The 18,691-nt window shown below is 69.6% G+C and carries 18 protein-coding genes and 3 tRNA genes; 3 read left to right on the top strand and 18 right to left on the bottom strand.

The genetic code is table 11. From position 1 onward, the window contains the following. Window positions 1-11: 11 nt before the first annotated feature. From M9914_00105 to M9914_00020, 18 genes are all read right to left on the bottom strand, one after another. Window positions 12-1,166 (bottom strand): pyridoxal phosphate-dependent aminotransferase, encoded by a 1,155-nt coding sequence (locus M9914_00105; GenBank protein ID MCO5172572.1) that lies wholly within the window; start codon window positions 1,164-1,166, stop codon window positions 12-14. 2 nt (window positions 1,167-1,168) lie between these two features. Then, the gene (gene ndk / locus M9914_00100; GenBank protein ID MCO5172571.1) at window positions 1,169-1,585 is read right to left on the bottom strand and encodes a nucleoside-diphosphate kinase; all 417 of its coding nucleotides are present in this window, start codon (window positions 1,583-1,585) and stop codon (window positions 1,169-1,171) included. Between the two features lie 42 nt (window positions 1,586-1,627). After that, the gene (locus M9914_00095; protein MCO5172570.1) at window positions 1,628-2,101 is read right to left on the bottom strand and encodes a DinB family protein; all 474 of its coding nucleotides are present in this window, start codon (window positions 2,099-2,101) and stop codon (window positions 1,628-1,630) included. Between the two features lie 34 nt (window positions 2,102-2,135). Further along, window positions 2,136-3,179 (bottom strand): response regulator, encoded by a 1,044-nt coding sequence (locus tag M9914_00090; GenBank protein ID MCO5172569.1) that lies wholly within the window; start codon window positions 3,177-3,179, stop codon window positions 2,136-2,138. Between the two features lie 203 nt (window positions 3,180-3,382). Then, entirely contained in the window at window positions 3,383-4,840 is a 1,458-nt protein-coding gene (locus tag M9914_00085; GenBank protein MCO5172568.1) for an NADH-quinone oxidoreductase subunit N, read from the bottom strand. Continuing rightward, window positions 4,837-6,312 carry an NADH-quinone oxidoreductase subunit M gene (locus tag M9914_00080; GenBank protein ID MCO5172567.1) on the bottom strand — a complete coding sequence of 492 codons (1,476 nt, stop codon included), beginning with the start codon at window positions 6,310-6,312 and terminating at the stop codon, window positions 4,837-4,839. Before M9914_00080 ends, M9914_00085 begins: the two co-directional genes overlap by 4 nt. Further along, a complete protein-coding gene (gene nuoL / locus M9914_00075) occupies window positions 6,309-8,231 on the bottom strand; it encodes an NADH-quinone oxidoreductase subunit L (GenBank protein ID MCO5172566.1) in 1,923 nt (640 codons plus the stop codon). Before nuoL ends, M9914_00080 begins: the two co-directional genes overlap by 4 nt. Further along, the gene (nuoK, locus tag M9914_00070; protein ID MCO5172565.1) at window positions 8,228-8,548 is read right to left on the bottom strand and encodes an NADH-quinone oxidoreductase subunit NuoK; all 321 of its coding nucleotides are present in this window, start codon (window positions 8,546-8,548) and stop codon (window positions 8,228-8,230) included. The genes nuoL and nuoK overlap by 4 nt, the downstream gene beginning before the upstream one ends. Continuing rightward, the gene (locus M9914_00065) at window positions 8,548-9,156 is read right to left on the bottom strand and encodes an NADH-quinone oxidoreductase subunit J (GenBank protein ID MCO5172564.1); all 609 of its coding nucleotides are present in this window, start codon (window positions 9,154-9,156) and stop codon (window positions 8,548-8,550) included. The genes nuoK and M9914_00065 overlap by 1 nt, the downstream gene beginning before the upstream one ends. A 1-nt stretch (window position 9,157) precedes the next feature. After that, complete coding sequence (gene nuoI, locus M9914_00060; protein MCO5172563.1) at window positions 9,158-9,685, bottom strand: NADH-quinone oxidoreductase subunit NuoI; 528 nt, start codon at window positions 9,683-9,685, stop codon at window positions 9,158-9,160. Window positions 9,686-9,727: 42 nt separating this feature from the next. Beyond that, a complete protein-coding gene (locus M9914_00055; GenBank protein ID MCO5172562.1) occupies window positions 9,728-10,747 on the bottom strand; it encodes an NADH-quinone oxidoreductase subunit H in 1,020 nt (339 codons plus the stop codon). After that, window positions 10,744-13,191, bottom strand: coding sequence for an NADH-quinone oxidoreductase subunit NuoG (gene nuoG, locus M9914_00050; GenBank protein MCO5172561.1), 2,448 nt, complete (start codon window positions 13,189-13,191; stop codon window positions 10,744-10,746). Before nuoG ends, M9914_00055 begins: the two co-directional genes overlap by 4 nt. Continuing rightward, on the bottom strand, window positions 13,188-14,537 hold the full coding sequence (nuoF, locus tag M9914_00045) for an NADH-quinone oxidoreductase subunit NuoF (GenBank protein MCO5172560.1): 1,350 nt from the start codon (window positions 14,535-14,537) through the stop codon (window positions 13,188-13,190). The genes nuoG and nuoF overlap by 4 nt, the downstream gene beginning before the upstream one ends. A 1-nt stretch (window position 14,538) precedes the next feature. Continuing rightward, a complete protein-coding gene (nuoE, locus tag M9914_00040) occupies window positions 14,539-15,138 on the bottom strand; it encodes an NADH-quinone oxidoreductase subunit NuoE (protein MCO5172559.1) in 600 nt (199 codons plus the stop codon). Window positions 15,139-15,146: 8 nt separating this feature from the next. Further along, window positions 15,147-16,370: an NADH dehydrogenase (quinone) subunit D gene (nuoD, locus tag M9914_00035; GenBank protein MCO5172558.1), complete on the bottom strand. Its 1,224-nt coding sequence runs from the start codon at window positions 16,368-16,370 to the stop codon at window positions 15,147-15,149. Next, a complete protein-coding gene (locus tag M9914_00030) occupies window positions 16,367-17,008 on the bottom strand; it encodes an NADH-quinone oxidoreductase subunit C (protein MCO5172557.1) in 642 nt (213 codons plus the stop codon). The genes nuoD and M9914_00030 overlap by 4 nt, the downstream gene beginning before the upstream one ends. Further along, window positions 17,005-17,541 (bottom strand): NADH-quinone oxidoreductase subunit B, encoded by a 537-nt coding sequence (locus M9914_00025; protein MCO5172556.1) that lies wholly within the window; start codon window positions 17,539-17,541, stop codon window positions 17,005-17,007. The genes M9914_00030 and M9914_00025 overlap by 4 nt, the downstream gene beginning before the upstream one ends. A gap of 2 nt (window positions 17,542-17,543) precedes the next feature. Further along, window positions 17,544-17,891, bottom strand: coding sequence for an NADH-quinone oxidoreductase subunit A (locus M9914_00020; protein MCO5172555.1), 348 nt, complete (start codon window positions 17,889-17,891; stop codon window positions 17,544-17,546). Window positions 17,892-18,216: 325 nt separating this feature from the next. Here M9914_00020 and M9914_00015 point away from each other — a divergent pair. The 3 genes from M9914_00015 (at window position 18,217) to M9914_00005 (ending at window position 18,624) form a co-directional block, all read left to right on the top strand. Further along, window positions 18,217-18,292 (top strand) — tRNA-Lys (locus M9914_00015). A gap of 28 nt (window positions 18,293-18,320) precedes the next feature. Beyond that, window positions 18,321-18,395: transfer RNA gene (locus M9914_00010), tRNA-Glu, on the top strand. A gap of 154 nt (window positions 18,396-18,549) precedes the next feature. Then, window positions 18,550-18,624 (top strand) — tRNA-Val (locus M9914_00005). The last annotated feature ends 67 nt before the right edge of the window (window positions 18,625-18,691 follow it).

The following is an 18,691-nucleotide window of genomic DNA, read 5'->3' as shown; positions in this document are numbered from 1 at the left end:
CGGGCAAGGCCTCAGCCCAGCAGCGCCTCTATCCTCTGCAACGCCTCACGCACCTGCTCGAGGCTCGTGGCGTAGCTCATGCGCACCTTGCCGGGCGCGAGGAAGTCCGTGCCAGGCACGACCGCTACCCGCGCCTCGTCGAGGAGCTTGATGGCGGCGCGCTCCTCGTCCGGGTCGATGGCGGTGGTGTCCGTCATGACGTAGAAGGCGCCCGCCGGCAGCGGCGTGCTCAAGCCCAGGCGGTTCAAGCCGGTCACGAGGACGTCGCGCCGCTCGCGGTACGCCGCGCGCGTCATGGCCTGGAAGGCGGCCGTCTTCTCGACCTCGTTGAGGGCCGCGACGGTGGCGTGCTGGGCGAGCGAGTTCGCGCCCGACGTGGACTGCCCCTGAAGTCGGTTCATGGCGGCGATGAGCGGCTTGGGGCCGGCCCCGAAGCCGATGCGCCAGCCCGTGAGCGCGTAGCCCTTGCTGGCGCCATGCACGACGAGCGTGCGGTGCGGCACGTAGGCTGCGGCCGTGGTGAACTTCCCGTCGTAGACGAGGTGCTCGTACAGGTCGTCGGAGAAGAGCCACAGGTCGTGCTCCTCGGCGAGCTCCGCGAAGCCGCGCACGAGCTCCGGCGGGAACACGGCGCCCGTCGGGTTGGACGGGGAGTTGATCAGCAGGACCTTGGTGCGCGGGGTGATGGCGGCGCGCACGTCGGCGAGGTCGGGCACGAAGCCGTCCTCGGCGCGCGCGGTGACGACCACGGGGACGCCGCCGGCGAGCTGGACCTGGGCCGGGTAGCTCACCCAGTAGGGCGCCACCATGACGACCTCGTCGCCCGGCTCGATGACGGACATGAACGCGTTGTACAGCGTCTGCTTGCCGCCGTTGCTGACGAGGACCTGGTCCGGGGCGTAGGTGAGGCCGTTCTCGCGCTTGAACTTGGCGGCGACGGCCTCGCGCAGCTCGGCCGTGCCCTCGGTGGCCGTGTACTTGGTGAGGCCGAGCCTCAGGGCCTCGCGAGCCGCCTCGAGGACGTGCTCGGGAGGGAGGAAGTCGGGCTCCCCCGCGGTCATGGAGATGACGTCGACGCCCTGGCGCGCGAGCTCCTTGGCGCGGGCAGCGAACGCCACGGTGGAAGACGCCTTCAGCGAGTTGACGCGCTCGGCGAGCCCCGGCACGCTCAGCCCTGCAGTTCCGGGAAGAAGATGCCTATCTCTCGCTCGGCCGTGGCCGGCGCATCGGAGCCGTGGGCCACGTTCTCGTCGATGGTCGTGGCGAAGTCGCCGCGCACGGTGCCGCACGGGGCGTCCTTGGGGTTCGTCGGGCCCATCATGCCGCGCCAACCGGCGATGGCGTTCTCGCCCTCCAGCACCATGGCCACCACGGGGCCGGACGTGATGAACGAGACGAGCCCTTCGAAGAACGGCTTGCCCTTGTGCTCGCCGTAATGGCGCTCGGCCAGCTCGCGGCTGATGGTGAGCTGCTTGAGGCCGACGATGGCGTAGCCTTTGGCCTCGATGCGAGAGACGACGTTGCCGACGAGCCGGCGGCGGACGCCGTCGGGCTTGACCATTGCGAAAGTGCGTTCGACTGCCATAACGGCTGACGATATCACGCCGGCCGCGGGCTCGAAGAGCCGCTAAACCCGCTCCAACTGCTCCAGATGGTTGAGGTCGTGAGCGGCGAGGTAACGCACGAGGTCGTCGATGCTCTGCTGGCCGTGCGCGGGGTGGAGGCCCTCGGAGAGCCAGCCCTGCAGGTCGAGGCCGGAGAGCCAGGCGAGGTTGAGCGCACGCAGGGCACGGAACGCCTCGAGCGCGACGCCGGCGTCGATGCGGACGTTGCGGCTCGCCCACACGTCCTGATCGAACGGTACGAACCTGGAGCCGGGCTCACCGGCCGCCTGGCGCATCCGGTAGGAGAAGGCCAGCTCGACGTCGGCCAGGTGCGCGATGACCTCGCGCCTGCGCCACTTGCCGGGCCCGTATGGCTCCTCCAGCCAGCTCGGGGAGTTCGTCTCGACCAGCACGGCCAGCCGCAACGGGGTCGCCTGCAAGACGCCTATCGGGTCACCCTGGTCGCTCGCCGGCTGCGCGGCGCGTTCGTCTGCCATAGGCCTAGGGTACAGCGCCGCGCGGCGCCCGAGCTCAACCGAAGTTCAGCTGCGGCATGAAGGTGCCGGCCGCGAAGGCCCGCTCGAACGCAGCCACCACCGTGGGGTCGAACTGGGTGCCGGAGCCGGCGCGGATCTCCGCCGCGGCCTCGGCCGGGCTCTTCGCCTTGCGGTGGGCATGGTCGTTGACGAGAGCGTCGAAGGCGTCCGCCACCGCCAACACGCGCGATTCGACGGGGATGGCCTCGCCGGCCAGGCCTTGGGGGTAGCCCCGCCCGTCCCACCATTCGTGGTGCGTCAGGGCGATCGTCTCGGCGAGCCGCATCATGGGCGAGCGGCTGCCGGAGAGGAGCTCGGCACCGGCGCGAGCGTGGCCCTTGACGACGGAGAACTCCGCGTCGGTGAGGCGCCCGGCCTTGAGGAGGATGCCGTCGGGGATGGTGATCTTGCCGACGTCGTGGAGCCTGGCCGCGCGCAGGAGGAGCTCGACCTCGGGCGTCGCCATGCCGAGCTCCCTGGCGAGGACGCCGCACATGTGCGCCACGCGCCAAGTGTGCTCGCCGGTGGAGTCGTCGCGGTACTCGGCGGCGCGCGCGAGCCGCACGAGCATCTCGAGCTGGGAGAGCTCCAGCTCCTGGGTCCGGCGCCTGACGGCGGCCTCGAGGCGCTCGTTGTGCTTGACCAGTTCGCGCTGATAGTGGCGCGTCTCGAGGAGGTTGCGGATGCGCAGCCTGACCTCGGTGGGGTTGAAAGGCTTGGTGAGGAAGTCCTTGACGCCGCTCGCGAGAGCGGACTCGCGCAGCTCAGTGCGCGAATCGCCGGTGATCATCAGGACCGGGAACGCCTCGGGCAGCCGTGTTCCCAACTCGGCCAACACGGAGAGCCCGTCCTTGCCGGGCATGTGCTGGTCGATGACCAGCAGGTCCGGCTGCTCCTCGACGAAACGCGCGGCCGCGTCGAACGGCGACTCGCACGTGCGCACGTCGCTGTAGCCCGCCCGCGTGAGCAGCCCGCGCACGAGTACCAGCGCGGACTCCTCGTCATCCACGAGAAGTATGCGCATGCCCGTCAGATCCACTGCCCCCGCATGATATGGCGCCGCAGTCGCTAACACTGCTTAAAACTCCCCATCTCCCCCCGGCACGCATGCCCCCTGGCAGGCGTGGTCTCTCGCGCAGGAGCGTAGCAACGGGAGGCTGACGGGGTTCTTACGGGTGCGGCCGAGGCGGGCGGCCGAGCATGAGCTGGGCCTTCCGCCTCGGCCGCGTGGTCCTCGGAAGCTCAGTTACCGGCCAGGAAGCGCGGCCCGACGCTGAGGAGCGTATGCCACCAGCCCGGCAGGATGCCGAGCAGCACGGTGCCGGCCAGCGCGATGACGATGGCGACGCGCGCGGGTGCCGACCGGAAGGTGTGCGGCGCGTGCGAGCTCTCCCTGAAGTACATGTACGCGATCACGCGGAAGTAGTAGAAGAGGGCCACGACGCTCGTGGCGATGCCGAGCACGGCGAGCCAAACGTAGCCGGCGTCGATGGCCGCCTGGAACACGAGGACCTTGCCCGTGAACCCGCCGAGGAGCGGGATGCCCCCGAGGCTGAGCATGAACACGGCCATCGCGGCGGCGAGCCCGGGGCGCGTCCTGCCGAGGCCGGCGAAGCGCTCGAGGTCGTCGCCCTGGTCGCTCGCGTCCATCACGAGGGTGAGCACGGCGAACGCGCCCGCGTTCATGAGGGCGTACACGCTCAGGTAGAAGGCGGCCGCGGCCACGCCGCCGTGGTTGGCGGCCAGCAGGGCGAGGCCAAGGTAGCCGGCGTGGGCGACGGACGAGTAGGCGAGCATGCGCTTCACGCCGCGCTGCATGAGGGCCGTGAGGTTGCCGACGACGAGCGTGAGGGCGACGATGACGGCCAGGGCGGTGAGGAGCCACGGCTGCAGCGCCGGGAACACGGTCGCGGCGATGCGCAGGAGGGCGGCGAAGGCGCCGACCTTGATGACCACGCTCATGAACGTGACGACCACGGTCGGAGCGCCCGTGTACACGTCGGGCGCCCACTGGTGGAACGGCGCGAGGGCGGCCTTGAACCCGAGGCCGGCGAGGACGAGCGCGCCACCGGCTGTCGCGAGGAGCGTGAGGCCGCCCCCTGTCAGGGAGGCCGCCACGGTGCCGTACACGAAGGAGCCGCTCGCGCCGTACAGGAGGGCCGTGCCGTAGATGAGCATGGCCGAGCCGAAGGCGCCGAGCAGGAAGTACTTCATGCCGGCCTCCTCGGACTGCCTGTCGCGCGTCCGCCAGGCGGACAGGGCGTAGGCGGGCAAGGACATGATCTCGAGGCCGAGGATCAGCGTGATGAGGTCGCCGGCCGACGCCATGACGACGGCGCCGAGGGCGGAGAGGACCATGAGCGGGTAGTACTCGGGTTGGCCCATGCCGCCCCGCTCGAGCTGGTCCCAGCTAACGAGGATCGCGATGGCCGTGCCGACCAGGATGACGAGCGTGAGGGCCGTCGCGGGCACGTCGCCGAGGTAGCGCAGCCCGAAGCTGGCCGCGCCCTCGTTGCCCGAGAAGAGGTGCGCGACGGTGAAGATCGCGGCGGTGAGGACGCCGAGGAGCGCCACGGCCGCCGGACCGCGCGAGTCGCGCGAGGACAGGCCGAAGACGAGCGCCGCGATGGCCGTGATCAGGAGCGCCACGGCCGGGGCCATGACGTTCCAGTCGATGTCGAGGACGCCGGGGAAGCTCACTTGGCACCTCCGAGGCTCAACGTCTCCCCGGGCATGGGCGGCGTTGCTACCCGCTCGAGCTGCAGGGTCGTGAGCTGCGACTGCGCCTCGATGCGGCGCAGCTGCGGGGCCGCCATCACCCCGAACCAGAGCACGCCGACGACGACGGGCAGCAGCACGTACATCTCCAGAGCGTCGAGGTCCTTGACCGGCGCTTCGCCATCCCCCTGGAAGACGCGCTGGTAGAGGTTCACGCCGTACACGCCCGCCGCGATGACGGCGAGGGTGGCGACGGCGGCCGGCCATGGCGCGTTCTGGAAGGCGCCCATGAGCGACATGAACTCGCCAGGGAAGTTGGAGAGGCCGGGCACCCCGATGAAGGCGAAGATGACGAGCAGGCCGAGGGCGGCGAGCGCGGGCGCGGACTTGGCGAGGCCGCCGTAGTCGCGCAGGTCGAAGGTGCGCCGGCGGTGGTAGAGCATGCCGCCTACGAGGAAGAGCCCGCCGGTCGAGACCATCTGGGCTGCCAGGAAGTACATGGCGCCGTTGAGGCCGGCCAGGTGCATGCCGAAGATGCCGACGCCGATTATGCCCATGTGGGAGAGCGACCCGTAGGCGAGGAAGCGCTTCAGGTGCGTCGAGCCGATGGCGCCGAACGCGCCGTAGAGGGCCGTGACGGCGGCCAGGGCCAGGAGGATGGGCCCGACGCGCAAGGCGCCGGCTGGCAGGAGCGGTATGCCCCAGGCGAAGAAGCCGAACGCCCCGACCTTGTAGAGCGAGCCGAGCACGTCGGCGGCGCCGGACGGGTGGTTCTGCTCGTTCAGGTCGACCAGCCAGGAGTGCAGCGGCCAGATGGGGAGCTTGACGGCCATCCCGACCGCCAGGCCGATGAAGAGCCACGTCTGCGTGGCGACCGGCAGGTCGGGCGTGACGAGCATGAGGTCGATGACGTCGAACGACGCCGCGCCGGAGAGCGTCTTCAGGGCGAGGATGCCGACGAGCATGAAGAAGGAGCCCGTGACGGCGTACACGAGGTACTTGGCCGTCGCCTCGCGGCGCTTCTCGCCCCCGTAGAGCCCGAGGAGGAGGAGGCCGGGCACGAGCGTGGCCTCCCAGAAGACGTAGAAGACGATGAGGTCGCGCGCCATGAAGATGCCCGCGAGCCCGGCCTCGGCCGCCAGCAGGAGCGCGGCGAAGCCGGCGGCGCCCTTCTCGACGCGTGTGAGGGCGACGAGGAGGGCCGGGATCATCATCAGCGCGACGGCGAAGACGAGCACCGAAGCAGCGCCGTTGCCGTCGACGCTGAAGCTCACGCCCAGGCCGGGGAGCCACTCGGCGGAGAACGGCCGCGAGCCTGGCAGGAGGACGGCGAGCACGAGCGTGGCGACGGCGCCCGCCATGGCGACGAGCCGCGTGAGGAGCGTCGAGCCCCTCAGCAGCAGCACGAGCGCGGCGGTGACCAGGGGGACGAGGATGGTGAGGACGGCGGTCACTTGAGCACCCCCACGAGGGCGGCGGCCGCTACTAGGCCTGCCGCTCCGAGCAGCATCGCGAAGGCGTAGGCGCGCACCCGGCCGGACTGAACGCGCCGCAAAAGGCCACCGATGAGCGGCACGACGCCGCTCAGACCCAGGAGGCCGCGGTCGACGACCTCGCGGTCGAAGAGCGTGACGGCCTCGGCCGTGCCGCTGCCGGTGTCGACGAACAGGGCCTTGTAGAGGCCGTCCACGCCGAAGGCCCCGCGCGAGGCGCTTGCCAGGGGCGTGCCGCCGAGGCGCTTGGCCAGGGCGCCCTTACCGAGAACGTAGACCCAGTACCCGAGGGCGAGGCCGATGAAGGCCACCACCACCGAGGCGAGGAGCAGCAGCCACTCGGTGGCGACGCTCGGGTGCGAGAACTCGCCGGCGGCCGTGGCGTGGCCGAGCCAGGCGCCGATGCGGTTGTCGGCCAGGAAGGCCGGCAGCCCGAGGTAGCCGACGAGGACGCTGCCGACGGCGAGGATCACGAGCGGCACGGTCATGACGCTCGGCGACTCGTGGACCTTGGCGCTCACGCCGCGCTCCATGCGCTCCTCGCCTGCGAAGACGAGGTAGTACCAGCGGAACATGTAGAACGCCGTGATGCCGGCCGTGACCATCAGGAGGGCGTAGAGCACCTCGCCGCCCACCCCGGCGAGCACGCCGCTCGTGAAGGTGGCGACCACGATGGTGTCCTTGCTGAAGAAGCCCGACAGGAACGGCACGCCCGCGATGGCGAGGGTAGCGATGAGCGCCGTCGTGCCCGTGACCTTCATCCGCCTGCCGAGGCCGCCCATCTTGCGCACGTCCTGCTCGCCGCCGAGGGCGTGGATGACGGAGCCCGCGCCGAGGAAGAGGAGCGCCTTGAAGAAGGCGTGGGTGAGGACGTGGAAGATGCCGGCCCAGTAGGCGCCCGCCCCGACGGCGGCGATCATGAAGCCGACCTGCGAGATCGTCGAGTACGCGAGGATGCGCTTGATGTCGGTCTGCCCGACGGCCGCGATGGCCGCCACGAGCGCCGTCAGGACCCCGACCCAGGCGACGGTGGCGAGCGCGCCGGGCGCGACCGCGTACACGGCGCTGGTGCGCGCGATCAGGTAGACGCCGGCCGTGACCATGGTGGCCGCGTGGATGAGCGCCGAGACGGGCGTCGGGCCCGCCATGGCGTCCGGCAGCCAGACGTGGAGCGGGAGTTGCGCCGACTTGCCGGCCGCGGCGAGCAGGTACAGGAGCCCGATGCCGGTGAGCACGGCGGAGCCGTACAACATGGTGGGCGCCATGGCGCTGACCGTCTGGATGTCGAGGCTGCCGAAGACCTTGAAGGTTAGGAACATCGCGAGCAGGAAGCCGACGTCGCCGACGCGGTTGACGATGAACGCCTTGCGGCCGGCGCTCGCGTTGGCGAGGTCGCGGTACCAGAAGCCGATGAGGAGGAAGGAGCAGACCCCCACGCCTTCCCAGCCGACGAACATGAGCACGAACGAGTCGGCCATGACGAGCACGAGCATGGAGGCGACGAAGAGGTTGAGCTGGGCGAAGTAGCGGGAGTAGCCCGGGTCGCCGTGCATGTACCCGATCGAGTAGACGTGGATGAGGAACCCGACGCCCGTGATGATCAGCATCATCAGGACGCTGAGCTGATCGAGGTGGAAGCCGAGCGCGAGGGTGAAGCTACCGGCGGTGAGGAAGTCGCCGAAGCCGACGCGCACGGCCTCGCCGGAGCCGGCGACGCCGAGGAAGGCGACGAGCGAGAGGACGAAGCCCGCCCCGACGGCGGCGCTGCCGATGATGCCGGGGGCGGGCTCCTTGAGGCTGCGGCCGAACAGGCCGTTCACCAAGGCGCCGGCGAGGGCGAGCAGCGGCGCGAGGGCGGCCCACTGGACGAGGTCGGTCATGCGCGCACCTCCGATAGCTCGTCCACGTCGGTGCTCACGCGGTTACGGAAGATGGCGACGAGGATGCCCAAGCCGACGGCCACCTCGGCGGCCGCGACGGCCAGCACGATGAACACCGCCGTCTGTCCGTTGAGGGCCGTCGCCGCGCCGCTGGCGCTCCAGCTGCGGGCGAAGGCGACCATGGCCAGGTTGGCGGCGTTGAGCATCAGCTCGACGGACAGGAAGAGCATGATGGCGCTCCGCCGCGTCAGGACCCCGACGCCGCCGACGGCGAAGAGGACGGCGCTGAGGGCGACGTAGTACTCGGTGCCGACCATCAGTGGCCTCCGTGCACGAGCTCGTCGTCGAGGGCGACGCCGGTAACGGACGCGGAGGTCGGCTCATGCGGCGCCGAGCGCGCGGCGGAGCCCCGCTGGGGGCGCGTCTCCGGCGCGGCGCGCTGGACGAGGCTCACGGCCGCGACCACGCCCGTGAGGAGCAGCACGCCGACGAGTTGGAAGGCGAGCAGGTAGTCCGTGAAGAGGACCTCGCCTATGCGCTCGGCGCCGCCGCCGCCAAGGGCGCCGTCGACGACGGCGGCACCGGGCAGCGGCTGCCGCTGCAGGAAGTAGACGACCACGAGCCCGGCGACGGTGACGCCGGCGCTGGCCCAGGCGGCGGGCTTGAGCCACTTGAGCTTGTCGCCGGTCCGCTCGCCGCTCACGTTGAGGAGCATGATCACGAAGAGGAAGAGCACCATGATGGCGCCCGCGTAGACGATGACCTGGATGGCGGCGAGGAAGTGCGCTTGCAGCGTCACGTAAGTGACCGCGAGGGCCAGGAGCGTGCCGACGAGCGCAAGCGCGGCGTGGACCGGCTGCCGCAGCGTCACGACCCCGATGCCGCCGGCGAGCATGAGCGCGGCTAGGATGACGAAGGCGACCATGTCAGTAGTCGACGCCTTCCAGCTCGGGACGGGGTCCGGCCTCGAACCCCAGCTTGACGTCCTTGCCCTTCGCCTCGGCCTCCCGGCGCTGCCACTTGCCGCCCTTCGTGCCTACGAGCATGTCCTCCTTGCGGTAGACGAAGTCCTGGTAGCGGAAGTCCGCCATCTCGAACTCGTGGCCGAGCACGACGGCCCCGGTCGGGCACGCCTCCTCGCAGAAGCCGCAGAAGATGCAGCGCAGCATGTTGATCTCGTAGATCTTCGCGTAGCGCTCGCCCGGCGAGACGGGGTCGGCGGGGTCGTTCTCCGCCGCCTCGACGTAGATGGCGTAGGCGGGGCAGGCCGCGGCGCACAGGCTGCAGCCGATGCACTTCTCGAGGCCCGTGTCAGGGTGCCTGAGGAGGTGGTGCCGGCCGCGGAAGCGCGGCTGGATCGTGACCTTGTCGCGCGGGTACTGGACCGTCACGGGGCGCTTGAACATGTACCCCAGGGTCAGCCCCATGCCCTTGGCGATGTCGATGACGCTCATGCTGGAGTACCTCCGTGACCGGTGAGCGGCTGGGTGGCGCGATCAGATGACAAACGCGACCACCGCCCCCGTGATGAGCGCCGCCGCCAACGCGAACTCGAAGACGTAGATCCAGCCGAAGCGCATGAGCTGGTCGTAACGCAGGCGCGGCAGCGTCGCCTTGAGCCAGATGAACATGAACATGAAGATGGCCATCTTCACGAACAGCCATATGAACGGCCACTCCGAGACGCCGGGGATGAGCGCGTCGAGGAAGCGCGGCCCCCGGTAGCCGCCGAGGAAGAGCGTGGAGATGAACGCGGAGGCCGTCAGCATGTTCACGTACTCGGCCATCTGGTAGAGCGCCCACTTGATGGAGGAGTACTCCGTCAGGTAGCCGGCCACGAGCTCCTGCTCGGCCTCGGGCAAGTCGAACGGCGTGCGGTTCACCTCGGCCGTGCCGGAGATGACGAACGTGGCGAAGGCGAGGAGCAGCCCAGGCCAGAGCCAGGGGCTCACAGACCAGATGTTGAGCTCGACGATCTCGCGCAGGTTGAGCGTGCCGGCCACGATGATGACCGCGAGCACGCTCAGGCCCAGGCCGAGCTCGTACGAGATGATCTGGGCGCTGGAGCGCAGGCTACCGAGCAGCGCGTACTTGCTGTTGGCCGCCCAACCGCCGAGGAAGATGCCGTACACGCCCAGCGACGTCGCCGCGAGGATGTAGAGGAGCCCGATGTCGAGGTCCATCACCCACGGGTTGAAGCCGAAGAGGCTGCCGGCCGGCCCGGCGGGGATGGCGCCGAAGGCCGAGAGCGCGAAGACGATGCTGATGGCGGGCGCGAGGACGAGCACGAACTTGTCGGCGGCCGTGACGTTGAGGTCTTCCTTGAAGATCGTCTTGATGGCGTCGGCGATGGGCTGCAGCCAGCCGCCGGGGCCGACCATGTTCGGGCCGGGGCGGTGCTGGAAGCGCCCGAGGAGCTTGCGCTCGATGAGCGTCATGTATGCGAACGCCCCGAGGAGCAGCACGCAGACGACGAGCGCCTTGATGAACGTGATCCACAGCGGGTCGTGGGTCACGACGCCACCTCCAAGCGGACCTGCTCGACGACGATGCTCGCCAGGTCGGCCTGCGCCAGCCCCACGGGCTGCTCGGGGAGGCTCGGGATGGTCATCAGCCCGCGCGGCACGCCGTCCGTGACGTGGACGACGGCCTGGCGCCACGTGCCGCCGACCTTCAGGCGCACCTCGGCCCCGGCGGTGAGGTTGTGCTTCGCGGCGTCCTCCGGGTTGACGCGGAGGCGGTTGCCACCGACGGCGGCGGCGAGGTGCCGGTTGCGGCTCAGGTACTCGGCCCTGGCCATGCTCGGCACGACGAGGACGTTGCCGGTGGCGGCGGGCGCCTCGCCGGCGAGGGCCTTGGCCGGGCCCCTGCCCTTGGTGCGCGGGAGCAGCCCGGTATCGGGCAGCTCCGCGAAGTCGATGTCGAAGCGTTTCTTGAGGACGCGGCGCGCGGAGCGCACGCTGCGCCCCTCGAGCCGCTTGCCCATGGCCTCGCCGAGCGCGCGCGCGACGCCCGTGAGGTCCGTGCTGCTGCCGGCGTCGACCGGGGCGGCCCGCACGGGCAGGAAGCGCCCTTCGAGGTTCACCACGGTGCCGTCGCGCTCGTAGACGCTCGCGGCCGGGAGGACGACGTCGGCCAGGTGGGCCGTCTCGGTCATGAAGATGTCGTGGACCACCAGGAGGTCCTTGCCGCGCAGCCGTTCGGCGACCTCGCCGTCTTGCGCGGGGTCCAGGTGCGAGAGGATGAGCGCCTTGGAGCCCTCGAGCATGCCGGCGTAACCGTAGCGCTCGTGGCTGGGCAGCACGCCGAGGAGCTCGAGGCCGTAGCTGTTGGCCATCGGGCCGACCGCCAGCTCCTTGGCGCCGACGGCCTTGATGAACGCGCGCGCCGCCTCCGCCGACTCGCGGCGGGTGAGGGCGAGCCCGCCCAGCACGACGACGGCCTGCTTGGCGGCGCCCAGGCGGGCGACGAGGGCCCGCGCCTGCGCGGTGCTCATGCCGGTGGCGGCCTCGTCGGCCTCGACCAGCACGGCGTTGGCGTCGGCCGCCAGCTTGCCGAGCGCGCGGAAGAACGCCGCCTCTCCCCCGGCCGGGTAGTGGACGGCGGTGCCGGCGTGGCGCATGAGGTCGACCCGGTAGGGCGCGGCCACCGCGAGGATCTCGCGGCGGCGCGGCATGCGCTCCTTGAGGCGCAGGTCGGCGATGGGCACGCCGTGCGGCATGAGCGTCGGCGGCGTGACGCCCTTGAGCGCGTCCTTGACGCGCAGGTCCAGGATGCCGGCCTCCTCCGTGAGGTCGCCGACGACGAGGATGGCGTCCGCCGTCGCGAGGTCGGTGATGGTGGCCGTCTGGTTGCCGATCAGCGTGGCGGCGGGGCGCGGCGCGTGGTCGAGCTGGCCCGTGCCGAGCTCCTCGGCGAGGGCCATGGCGGCCACGCCCTCCTCGAGCGTCGCGTCGGCGCGGACGGCGATGCCGACGTCCTTGCCGGAGAGCCCCTTCAGGCGCTCGGCGATGAAGGCCGTCGCCTCGTCCCAGGTCGCGGGCTCGAGCTTGCCCTGGCGCCTGACGAGGGGCGTCGTGAGGCGGTCGGACGAGTCGACGTACTCGTGACCGAAGCGCGCGCCGTCGTCGATCCAGGTCTTGTTGACGTCGGGGTTGAGCGCGGCCTTGATGCGCTCGATGCGGCCCGTCCGCGCGTCGACGATGATGGCGGCGCCGGTGGCGTCGTCCATGCTCGTGGTGCGCGTGTGGTCGTACTCCCAGTTGCGGCCGCGGAAGCGGCTCGAGGCGTCGAGGAGCGCGCCGACCGGGCAGATGTCTGCGATGTTGCCCGTGAAGTTGCTCGGCAGGCCGTGGTCGGCCGTGCCGATGTAGGTGTGCGCGGTCCGCTCGATGAAGTCGAGGACCTCGTCGCCGGGGACCTCCTCGAAGTAGCGCACGCAGCGCTTGCACTGGATGCAGCGCTCGCGGTCGAGGGTGATGAGGTCGGAGAGCGGGTGGTGCTTCTCGTTGTGGCGCTTGTCGAACTGGAAGCGCGAGAGGCCGTCGCCGAACTCGTAGGAGCGGTCCTGCAGCTCGCAGGCGCCGCCCTTGTCGCAGACGGGGCAGTCGAGCGGGTGGTTGATGAGGGTGAACTCGACCATGCCGTTCTGAGCGGTCTTCACGCGCTCCGACAGGGTGTCGATGACCATGCCCTCCATCACCTGCGTCGTGCACGTCGCCATGAGGTTCGGGAACCAGAAGATCTTCGGTTGGCCCGTCGCCTCGTCCATCACCCAGGAGCCGTCACGCTCCTTGCGCGGCGCGCCGACCTGCGCGAGGCACATGCGGCACGCTCCGATGGGCGACATGTACTCCTGGCTGCAGAAGTACGGCACGTCGCCCCCGGCGGCGAACACCGCATCGATGGCGCTGGTGCCGGGCGCGAGATCCAGTTCGACGTCGTTGACACGTACCTTCATGCCTGCCACCAGTCGTTCTTGGGGTACTTCGACTTGCCGTTCGCCGCGAGGTACTCGTACTCGTCCCTGAACCACTTGAGGCTCGCCTGCACGGGGCCGATGCACGCGTCGGCCAGCGGGCAGAACGCGTTGCTTTTGATGTTGCTCGCGACGCTCTCGAGGAGGGCGATGTCCTCGGGCTGACCGAGGCCGGACACGAGCTTCTGGTACATGCGCGGCAGCCAATGACCGACGCCCTCGCGGCACGGGGTGCACTTGCCGCACGACTCGTGGGCGTAGAAGCGCACGAGGTTGTAAAGGGCGTCGACGATGCACTTGTCGCGCGGGATGACGATCACGCCGCCCGTGCCGAGCATCGAGCCGTTCTTGGCCAGCGTGCCGTAGTCCATCGGCATGTCGAGGAAGCGGTCCTCCCACGGGAACATGGGGGTGGACGAGCCACCGGGGATGAACGCCTTCGGCTCCATGGTCGGCCCGCCCGCGAAGTCGTAGATCAGCTCGCGGAACGTGGCCCCCATGGGCATCTCGTAGACGCCCGTGCGCTTGACGGGCCCGGAGATCTGGTAGAGCTTCGTGCCCTTGCTGTCGTCCGTGCCCATCCCAGCGAACCAGGCGGCGCCCTTGTCGATGATGTGCACGGCGCTCGTGAGGCTCGTGACGTTGTTGATGGTGGTCGGCCGCCCGTACATGCCGGCCGCGGCCGGGAAGGGCGGCTTGAGGCGCGGGTTGGCGCGCAGGCCCTCGAGCGAGTTCATGAGGGCCGTCTCCTCGCCGCAGATGTAGGCGCCGGCGCCCCGGTGGACCGTGATGTCGAAGGAGAAGTTCGTGCCGAGGATGTTCTCGCCGAGCAGGCCGGCCGCGCGCGCCTCCGCGATCGCGGCCTCCATGCGCGTCGTACCCAGGTAGTACTCACCGCGCACGTAGAGGAAGCCGAAGGTCATCTGCATGGCGTAGGCGCCGATGATCATGCCCTCGACGAGCTGGTGCGGGTCGTCCTCGAGGATGTAGCGGTCCTTGAAGGAGCCGGGCTCCGATTCGTCGGCGTTGCACACGAGGTAGCGCGGCTTGCCGTCGGGCGGGGCCATGAACGACCACTTGACGCCCGTCGGGAAGCCGGCGCCGCCGCGGCCGCGGAGCCCGGACGCCTTGACCTCGTCGATGACCTGGGCGGGCGTCATGCCCGTCAGAGCCTTCTTGGCCGCCTCGTAACCGCCGTGGGAGCGGTAGAAGTCGAGCGTGTGCGCCCCCTCCACGCCGACGTAGCGGTACATGGTGACCTCGTAACGCGGGTCGTGCCGGCTAAGGATGGGGGCCGGCTTCGCCGCGGTGGCGGCTTGGTCGCTCACGTCACCCCTCCCTTACGTCGGTCGGCTTCTGGAGCGGCTCGGCCTTGGCGGCACCGACCGTGTCGCCGCCGCGCTCGCGCCACACGGGCGGCATCTCACCCTGCCTGAGCGCGTCGACGAGGCGCCGGCAGCGCCCGCGGCCGACGCGTTCGAAGTAGGTGTCGTTCACCTGCACGACGGGCGCGGTGCCGCAGGAGCCGACGCATTCGACCTTCTGCAGGCTGAACCTGCCGTCCGCCGTGGTCTCGCCGTTGACGATGCCGAGCTCGTTCGAGAGGAAGTCGAACAGCTCGTCGGAGCCCGCCAGGGCGCACGAGAGCGTGGAGCAGACCTGGATGTGGAACGTGCCGACGGGCTGGTCGTGATAGGTGGAGTAGAACGACATGACGCCCTTGACTTCCGTGGCCGTCGTGCCGACGATCTCTGCGAGCTCGCGCATGCGCTCCTCGCTCACGTAGCGCTCCTCGCGCTGGACTTCCCAGAGGAGGGGCATGAGGGCGCTGCGGCGCCCATCGGCCGGGTAGCGCGAGAGGATCTCGGCGAGCTTCTCCTGCTTGTCGGCGAAGAATGGCGTCTGGGTGTGAGTATGGGTCTCGTTCATCGGCTCACTTACTTGTCCACGTCGCCGAGCACGGGGTCGAAGCTGGCGATGTTGATGACCATGTCGGCGAAGAGCCCGCCGATGCTTGAGGGTTCGAGCGACTGGAGGTTGGCGAGGCTGGGCGCCTTGACCTTGACCCGGTAGGGCATCGAGCCGCCGTCGCTTATCACGTAGTAGCCGAGCTCGCCGCGGGCGCTCTCCGTGGGCACGTACACCTCGCCCTTCGGCGGGTGGAAGCCTTCCGTGACGAGCTTGAAGTGGAAGATGACCGCCTCCATCGAGTTCTCGAGCTCGCGCCTCGGGGGGAGGCTGATGCGCCTGTCGGGGTCCTTGACGGGTCCGGGCTCGAGCATGTCGAGGGCCTGGCGCACGATCTTGCAGCTCTCGAGCATCTCCTCGAAGCGCACGGCCATGCGCGCGTAGATGTCGCCTTCCTCGCGCGTCGGCACGTCGAACACGTACTCCTCGTAGCCCGAGTACGGCGCCGCCTTGCGGTAGTCGAGGGGCACGCCGCTCGCACGGGCGCTCGGGCCCGTCAGGGCGTAGTCGATCGCCATGTCGCGCGTGACGACGGCCACCCCCTGCGTGCGCGCCTTGAGGATGCTGTTCGCCATGAACAGGTTGTAGTACTCGTCGGCGTGCTTGGGGAAAGCGTCGATCCACTTCCGCACCATCGGCTCGAACGTGTCCGGGACGTCCTGGTAGAGACCGCCGACGCGGAAGTAGCCGTAGTTCATGCGCACGCCCGAGACGGCCTCGAAGATGTCCATCAGGCCCTCGCGCTCGCGCATGCAGTAGAAGTACGGGGTGAGGGCGCCCATGTCGAGCATGCCCGTCCCGAAGAAGACGAGGTGGCTCGCGATGCGGTTCAGCTCGGTGAGGATGACCCTGACGCGCTGGGCGCGCACGGGGACGCGCGCGTCCATGAGCTTCTCGACTGCCAGCACGTACGCCAGGTCGTGGGCGAACGCGTGGAGGTAGTCCATGCGGTTGGAGTAGGTCACGCACTGCTGGTACGTGCGGTTCTCCATCGTCTTCTCGAAGCCCGTGTGGAGGTAGCCGACCTGCGGCTTGAGCGACACGATCTGCTCGCCGTCCAGGTCGACGACCAGGCGGAGCACGCCGTGGGTGCTCGGGTGCTGCGGGCCGACGTTGATGCGCATGTAGCGCGTCGAGAACGAGCCCGGCAGCTCGGCTTCCGCCTGCGGGGGGTTGACCGTCTTGACGCTCACGCCTTGCCCCTCCCATCGCCGGGGAGCGTGCCCTCGGTGCTGGTCACGCCGCGCCTGGCGCCGCCCATCCAGCCCGTGAGGCCCTGGCTCCGCCCCGTGAGGCCGGCGCGGAAGGCGGCCGGGTCGAGGAAGCGCCCGTCGTTGAAGAGCGTCGGGGTCTCGCCGAGCGGGAAGTCCTTGCGGTGCGGATGACCGTCGAGGTCCTCGGGGGTGAGGAGCTTGCGGAGGTTCGGGTGGCCTTCGAACTCGATCCCGAGCATGTCGAACGTCTCGCGCTCGAGGAAGTCGGCGCCCCGCCAGACCTCGGTGGCGGTAGGGACGCTCTCGCCGTCGTCGACCTCGACGCGTACGAAGAGCCGATCGGTACCGCGCACGTCGTGCACGTTGTAGACGACGACGAAGCGCTTGCCGCGGTGCCCCGGGTAGGTCAGGTAGTCGATCCCGAAGACGTCGGTGAGCATCTCGAGCCCGGCCGCGCGGCAGGCGCGCAGGGCCTCGACGATCCTGGCCTTGGGGACGGTGACGTTGACCATCTCCTTGTCCTCGCGGACGACGCCGCCGAGCTCGGCGAGCGCCACCAGCGCGGCGTTCCGGTTCGCCCCTAGCGGGACGCTGTCCGCGAGCAGGGCGTCGCTCATCTCCTCCACCCCTCGACCGGCGCGAGTTGCTCGCCGCGCGCGTCGAACGCCTCGCCCCTGATCTTCTTCTGGAGCTGCATGACGGCGTAGATGAGCGCCTCGGGCCGCGGCGGGCAGCCGGGCACGTAGATGTCGACCGGGACCACCGAGTCGACGTTCTGCACGATCGCGTAGTTGTTGAACATGCCGCCGGACGACGCACACGCGCCCATGCTGATGACCCACTTGGGGTCGGGCATCTGGTCGTAGACGCGCCGCATGATGGGGGCCATCTTCTTGGAGAGCCGCCCGGCCACGATCATCACGTCGGCCTGCCGGGGGCTGGCGCGGAACACCTCCGAGCCGAGGCGAGCCATGTCGTTGCGGGGGTTCGTCGACGCCATCATCTCGATGGCGCAGCATGCCAGACCGAACGTGGCGGGCCACACGCTGTTGGAGCGCCCCCACGCGACGAGCTTGTTGAGGCTGGTGAAGAGGATCCCCTCGGCCTCCAGCTCCTGCACGTCCTTCTCGAAAAGCTCCAGGAGACCCATGCTCACTTCCAGTTCAGGACGCCCTTGCGCAGCAGGTACACGTACCCGACGGCAAGGATCGCCACGAAGATGACGGCGTTGGCGAACAGGAACTGCGGCGCGGCCTGGAACTTCACCGCGAGCGGGTAGAAGAAGGCCGTCTCCAGGTCGAAGATGATGAACACCATCGCCACCAGGTAGAAGTGCACCGGGAAGCGTTCGCGCGCGCTGCCGACCGCCGGCACGCCGGACTCGTAGGCCGACAGCTTCACCTCGCCCGGCTTCTTCGGCCCGAGGAGCCCGCCTACGACGAGGGCGGCGGCCGCGATGAGACCCGCCGCCAAGAACATCATGAGGACCTCTAGATACAAGGAGGCTGCTCCTTCCGCGAGCGCCCGGCTGGTTGATGGGCGCCTCTTACGACCGCTCCTGACGTGGTCGTGACCACACGCTGCCGCTCGTGCGCGTTTTCACAACCTACCTTCGGACAGTCTAGCAGGGGGGCACTGACACAACAAGGTGAGAGGTTCGAGAATCCACGGCCAGCAAAGCATAGTTGCGCACTATGCATTAGTCTCCATGCCCTCGGTACGGCCCCCGGCGAGGGGCTAGCTCGCCTCCGAGCGAGCGGTCTGCGGCGCGTGGGACGGCGCTTGACACTGCAGCGGTCCGCCTCTATATACTGCTTTGGCTGTTGGGTCGTTAGCTCAGCCGGTAGAGCAACTGACTTTTAATCAGTGGGTCGCAGGTTCGAGCCCTGCACGACCCACCAACAGAACAAGCCGGACGGTCGTTCACGCGGCCCCTTCGACTAGCGGTTAGGTCACAACCCTTTCAAGGTTGCGGCACGGGTTCGAATCCCGTAGGGGTCACCAGCAAGAGGCGCTCTGCGAAGGGCGCCTTTAGCTATTTTTCTCGCTCGAGTCTCCTCGCCGACCAGACGTCCCGTCCGCGCCCGCGAACCAGCTTATGGCTGACGACACGGCTATGCCATAATGCCGAGGCCGGCATGCCGGTTACCGCCAGCAAGGGCGATTAGCTCAGCGGTAGAGCGTCCGCTTTACACGCGGAGGGTCGGGGGTTCGAACCCCTCATCGCCCACCATCCGGACGGGGGGGGGGGGCCCCACAGCAGAGCCCCGCCCCCCCCCCCCCCCGCACCCCGGCGCCCC

This window comes from Trueperaceae bacterium (genome assembly GCA_023954415.1).
Classification (GTDB): domain Bacteria; phylum Deinococcota; class Deinococci; order Deinococcales; family Trueperaceae; genus JAAYYF01.
The sequence above is the reverse complement of the archived record's forward strand: the minus strand, read 5'-3'. Positions and strand labels throughout refer to the sequence as shown.

Bases quoted from the DNA above. Each gene is read 5' to 3' on its own strand.
- M9914_00065 (MCO5172564.1), bottom strand. From the start codon at position 9,156: ATGGTCGCCTTCGTCATCCTAGCCGCGCTCATGCTCGCCGGCGGCATC.
- nuoK (MCO5172565.1), bottom strand. From the start codon at position 8,548: ATGGTCGGCACCGAGTACTACGTCGCCCTCAGCGCCGTCCTCTTCGCC.
- M9914_00030 (MCO5172557.1), bottom strand. From the start codon at position 17,008: ATGAGCGACGCCCTGCTCGCGGACAGCGTCCCGCTAGGGGCGAACCGG.
- M9914_00095 (MCO5172570.1), bottom strand. From the start codon at position 2,101: ATGGCAGACGAACGCGCCGCGCAGCCGGCGAGCGACCAGGGTGACCCG.
- nuoI (MCO5172563.1), bottom strand. From the start codon at position 9,685: ATGAGCGTCATCGACATCGCCAAGGGCATGGGGCTGACCCTGGGGTAC.
- nuoG (MCO5172561.1), bottom strand. From the start codon at position 13,191: ATGAAGGTACGTGTCAACGACGTCGAACTGGATCTCGCGCCCGGCACC.
- M9914_00025 (MCO5172556.1), bottom strand. From the start codon at position 17,541: ATGGGTCTCCTGGAGCTTTTCGAGAAGGACGTGCAGGAGCTGGAGGCC.
- nuoE (MCO5172559.1), bottom strand. From the start codon at position 15,138: ATGAACGAGACCCATACTCACACCCAGACGCCATTCTTCGCCGACAAG.
- ndk (MCO5172571.1), bottom strand. From the start codon at position 1,585: ATGGCAGTCGAACGCACTTTCGCAATGGTCAAGCCCGACGGCGTCCGC.
- nuoL (MCO5172566.1), bottom strand. From the start codon at position 8,231: ATGACCGACCTCGTCCAGTGGGCCGCCCTCGCGCCGCTGCTCGCCCTC.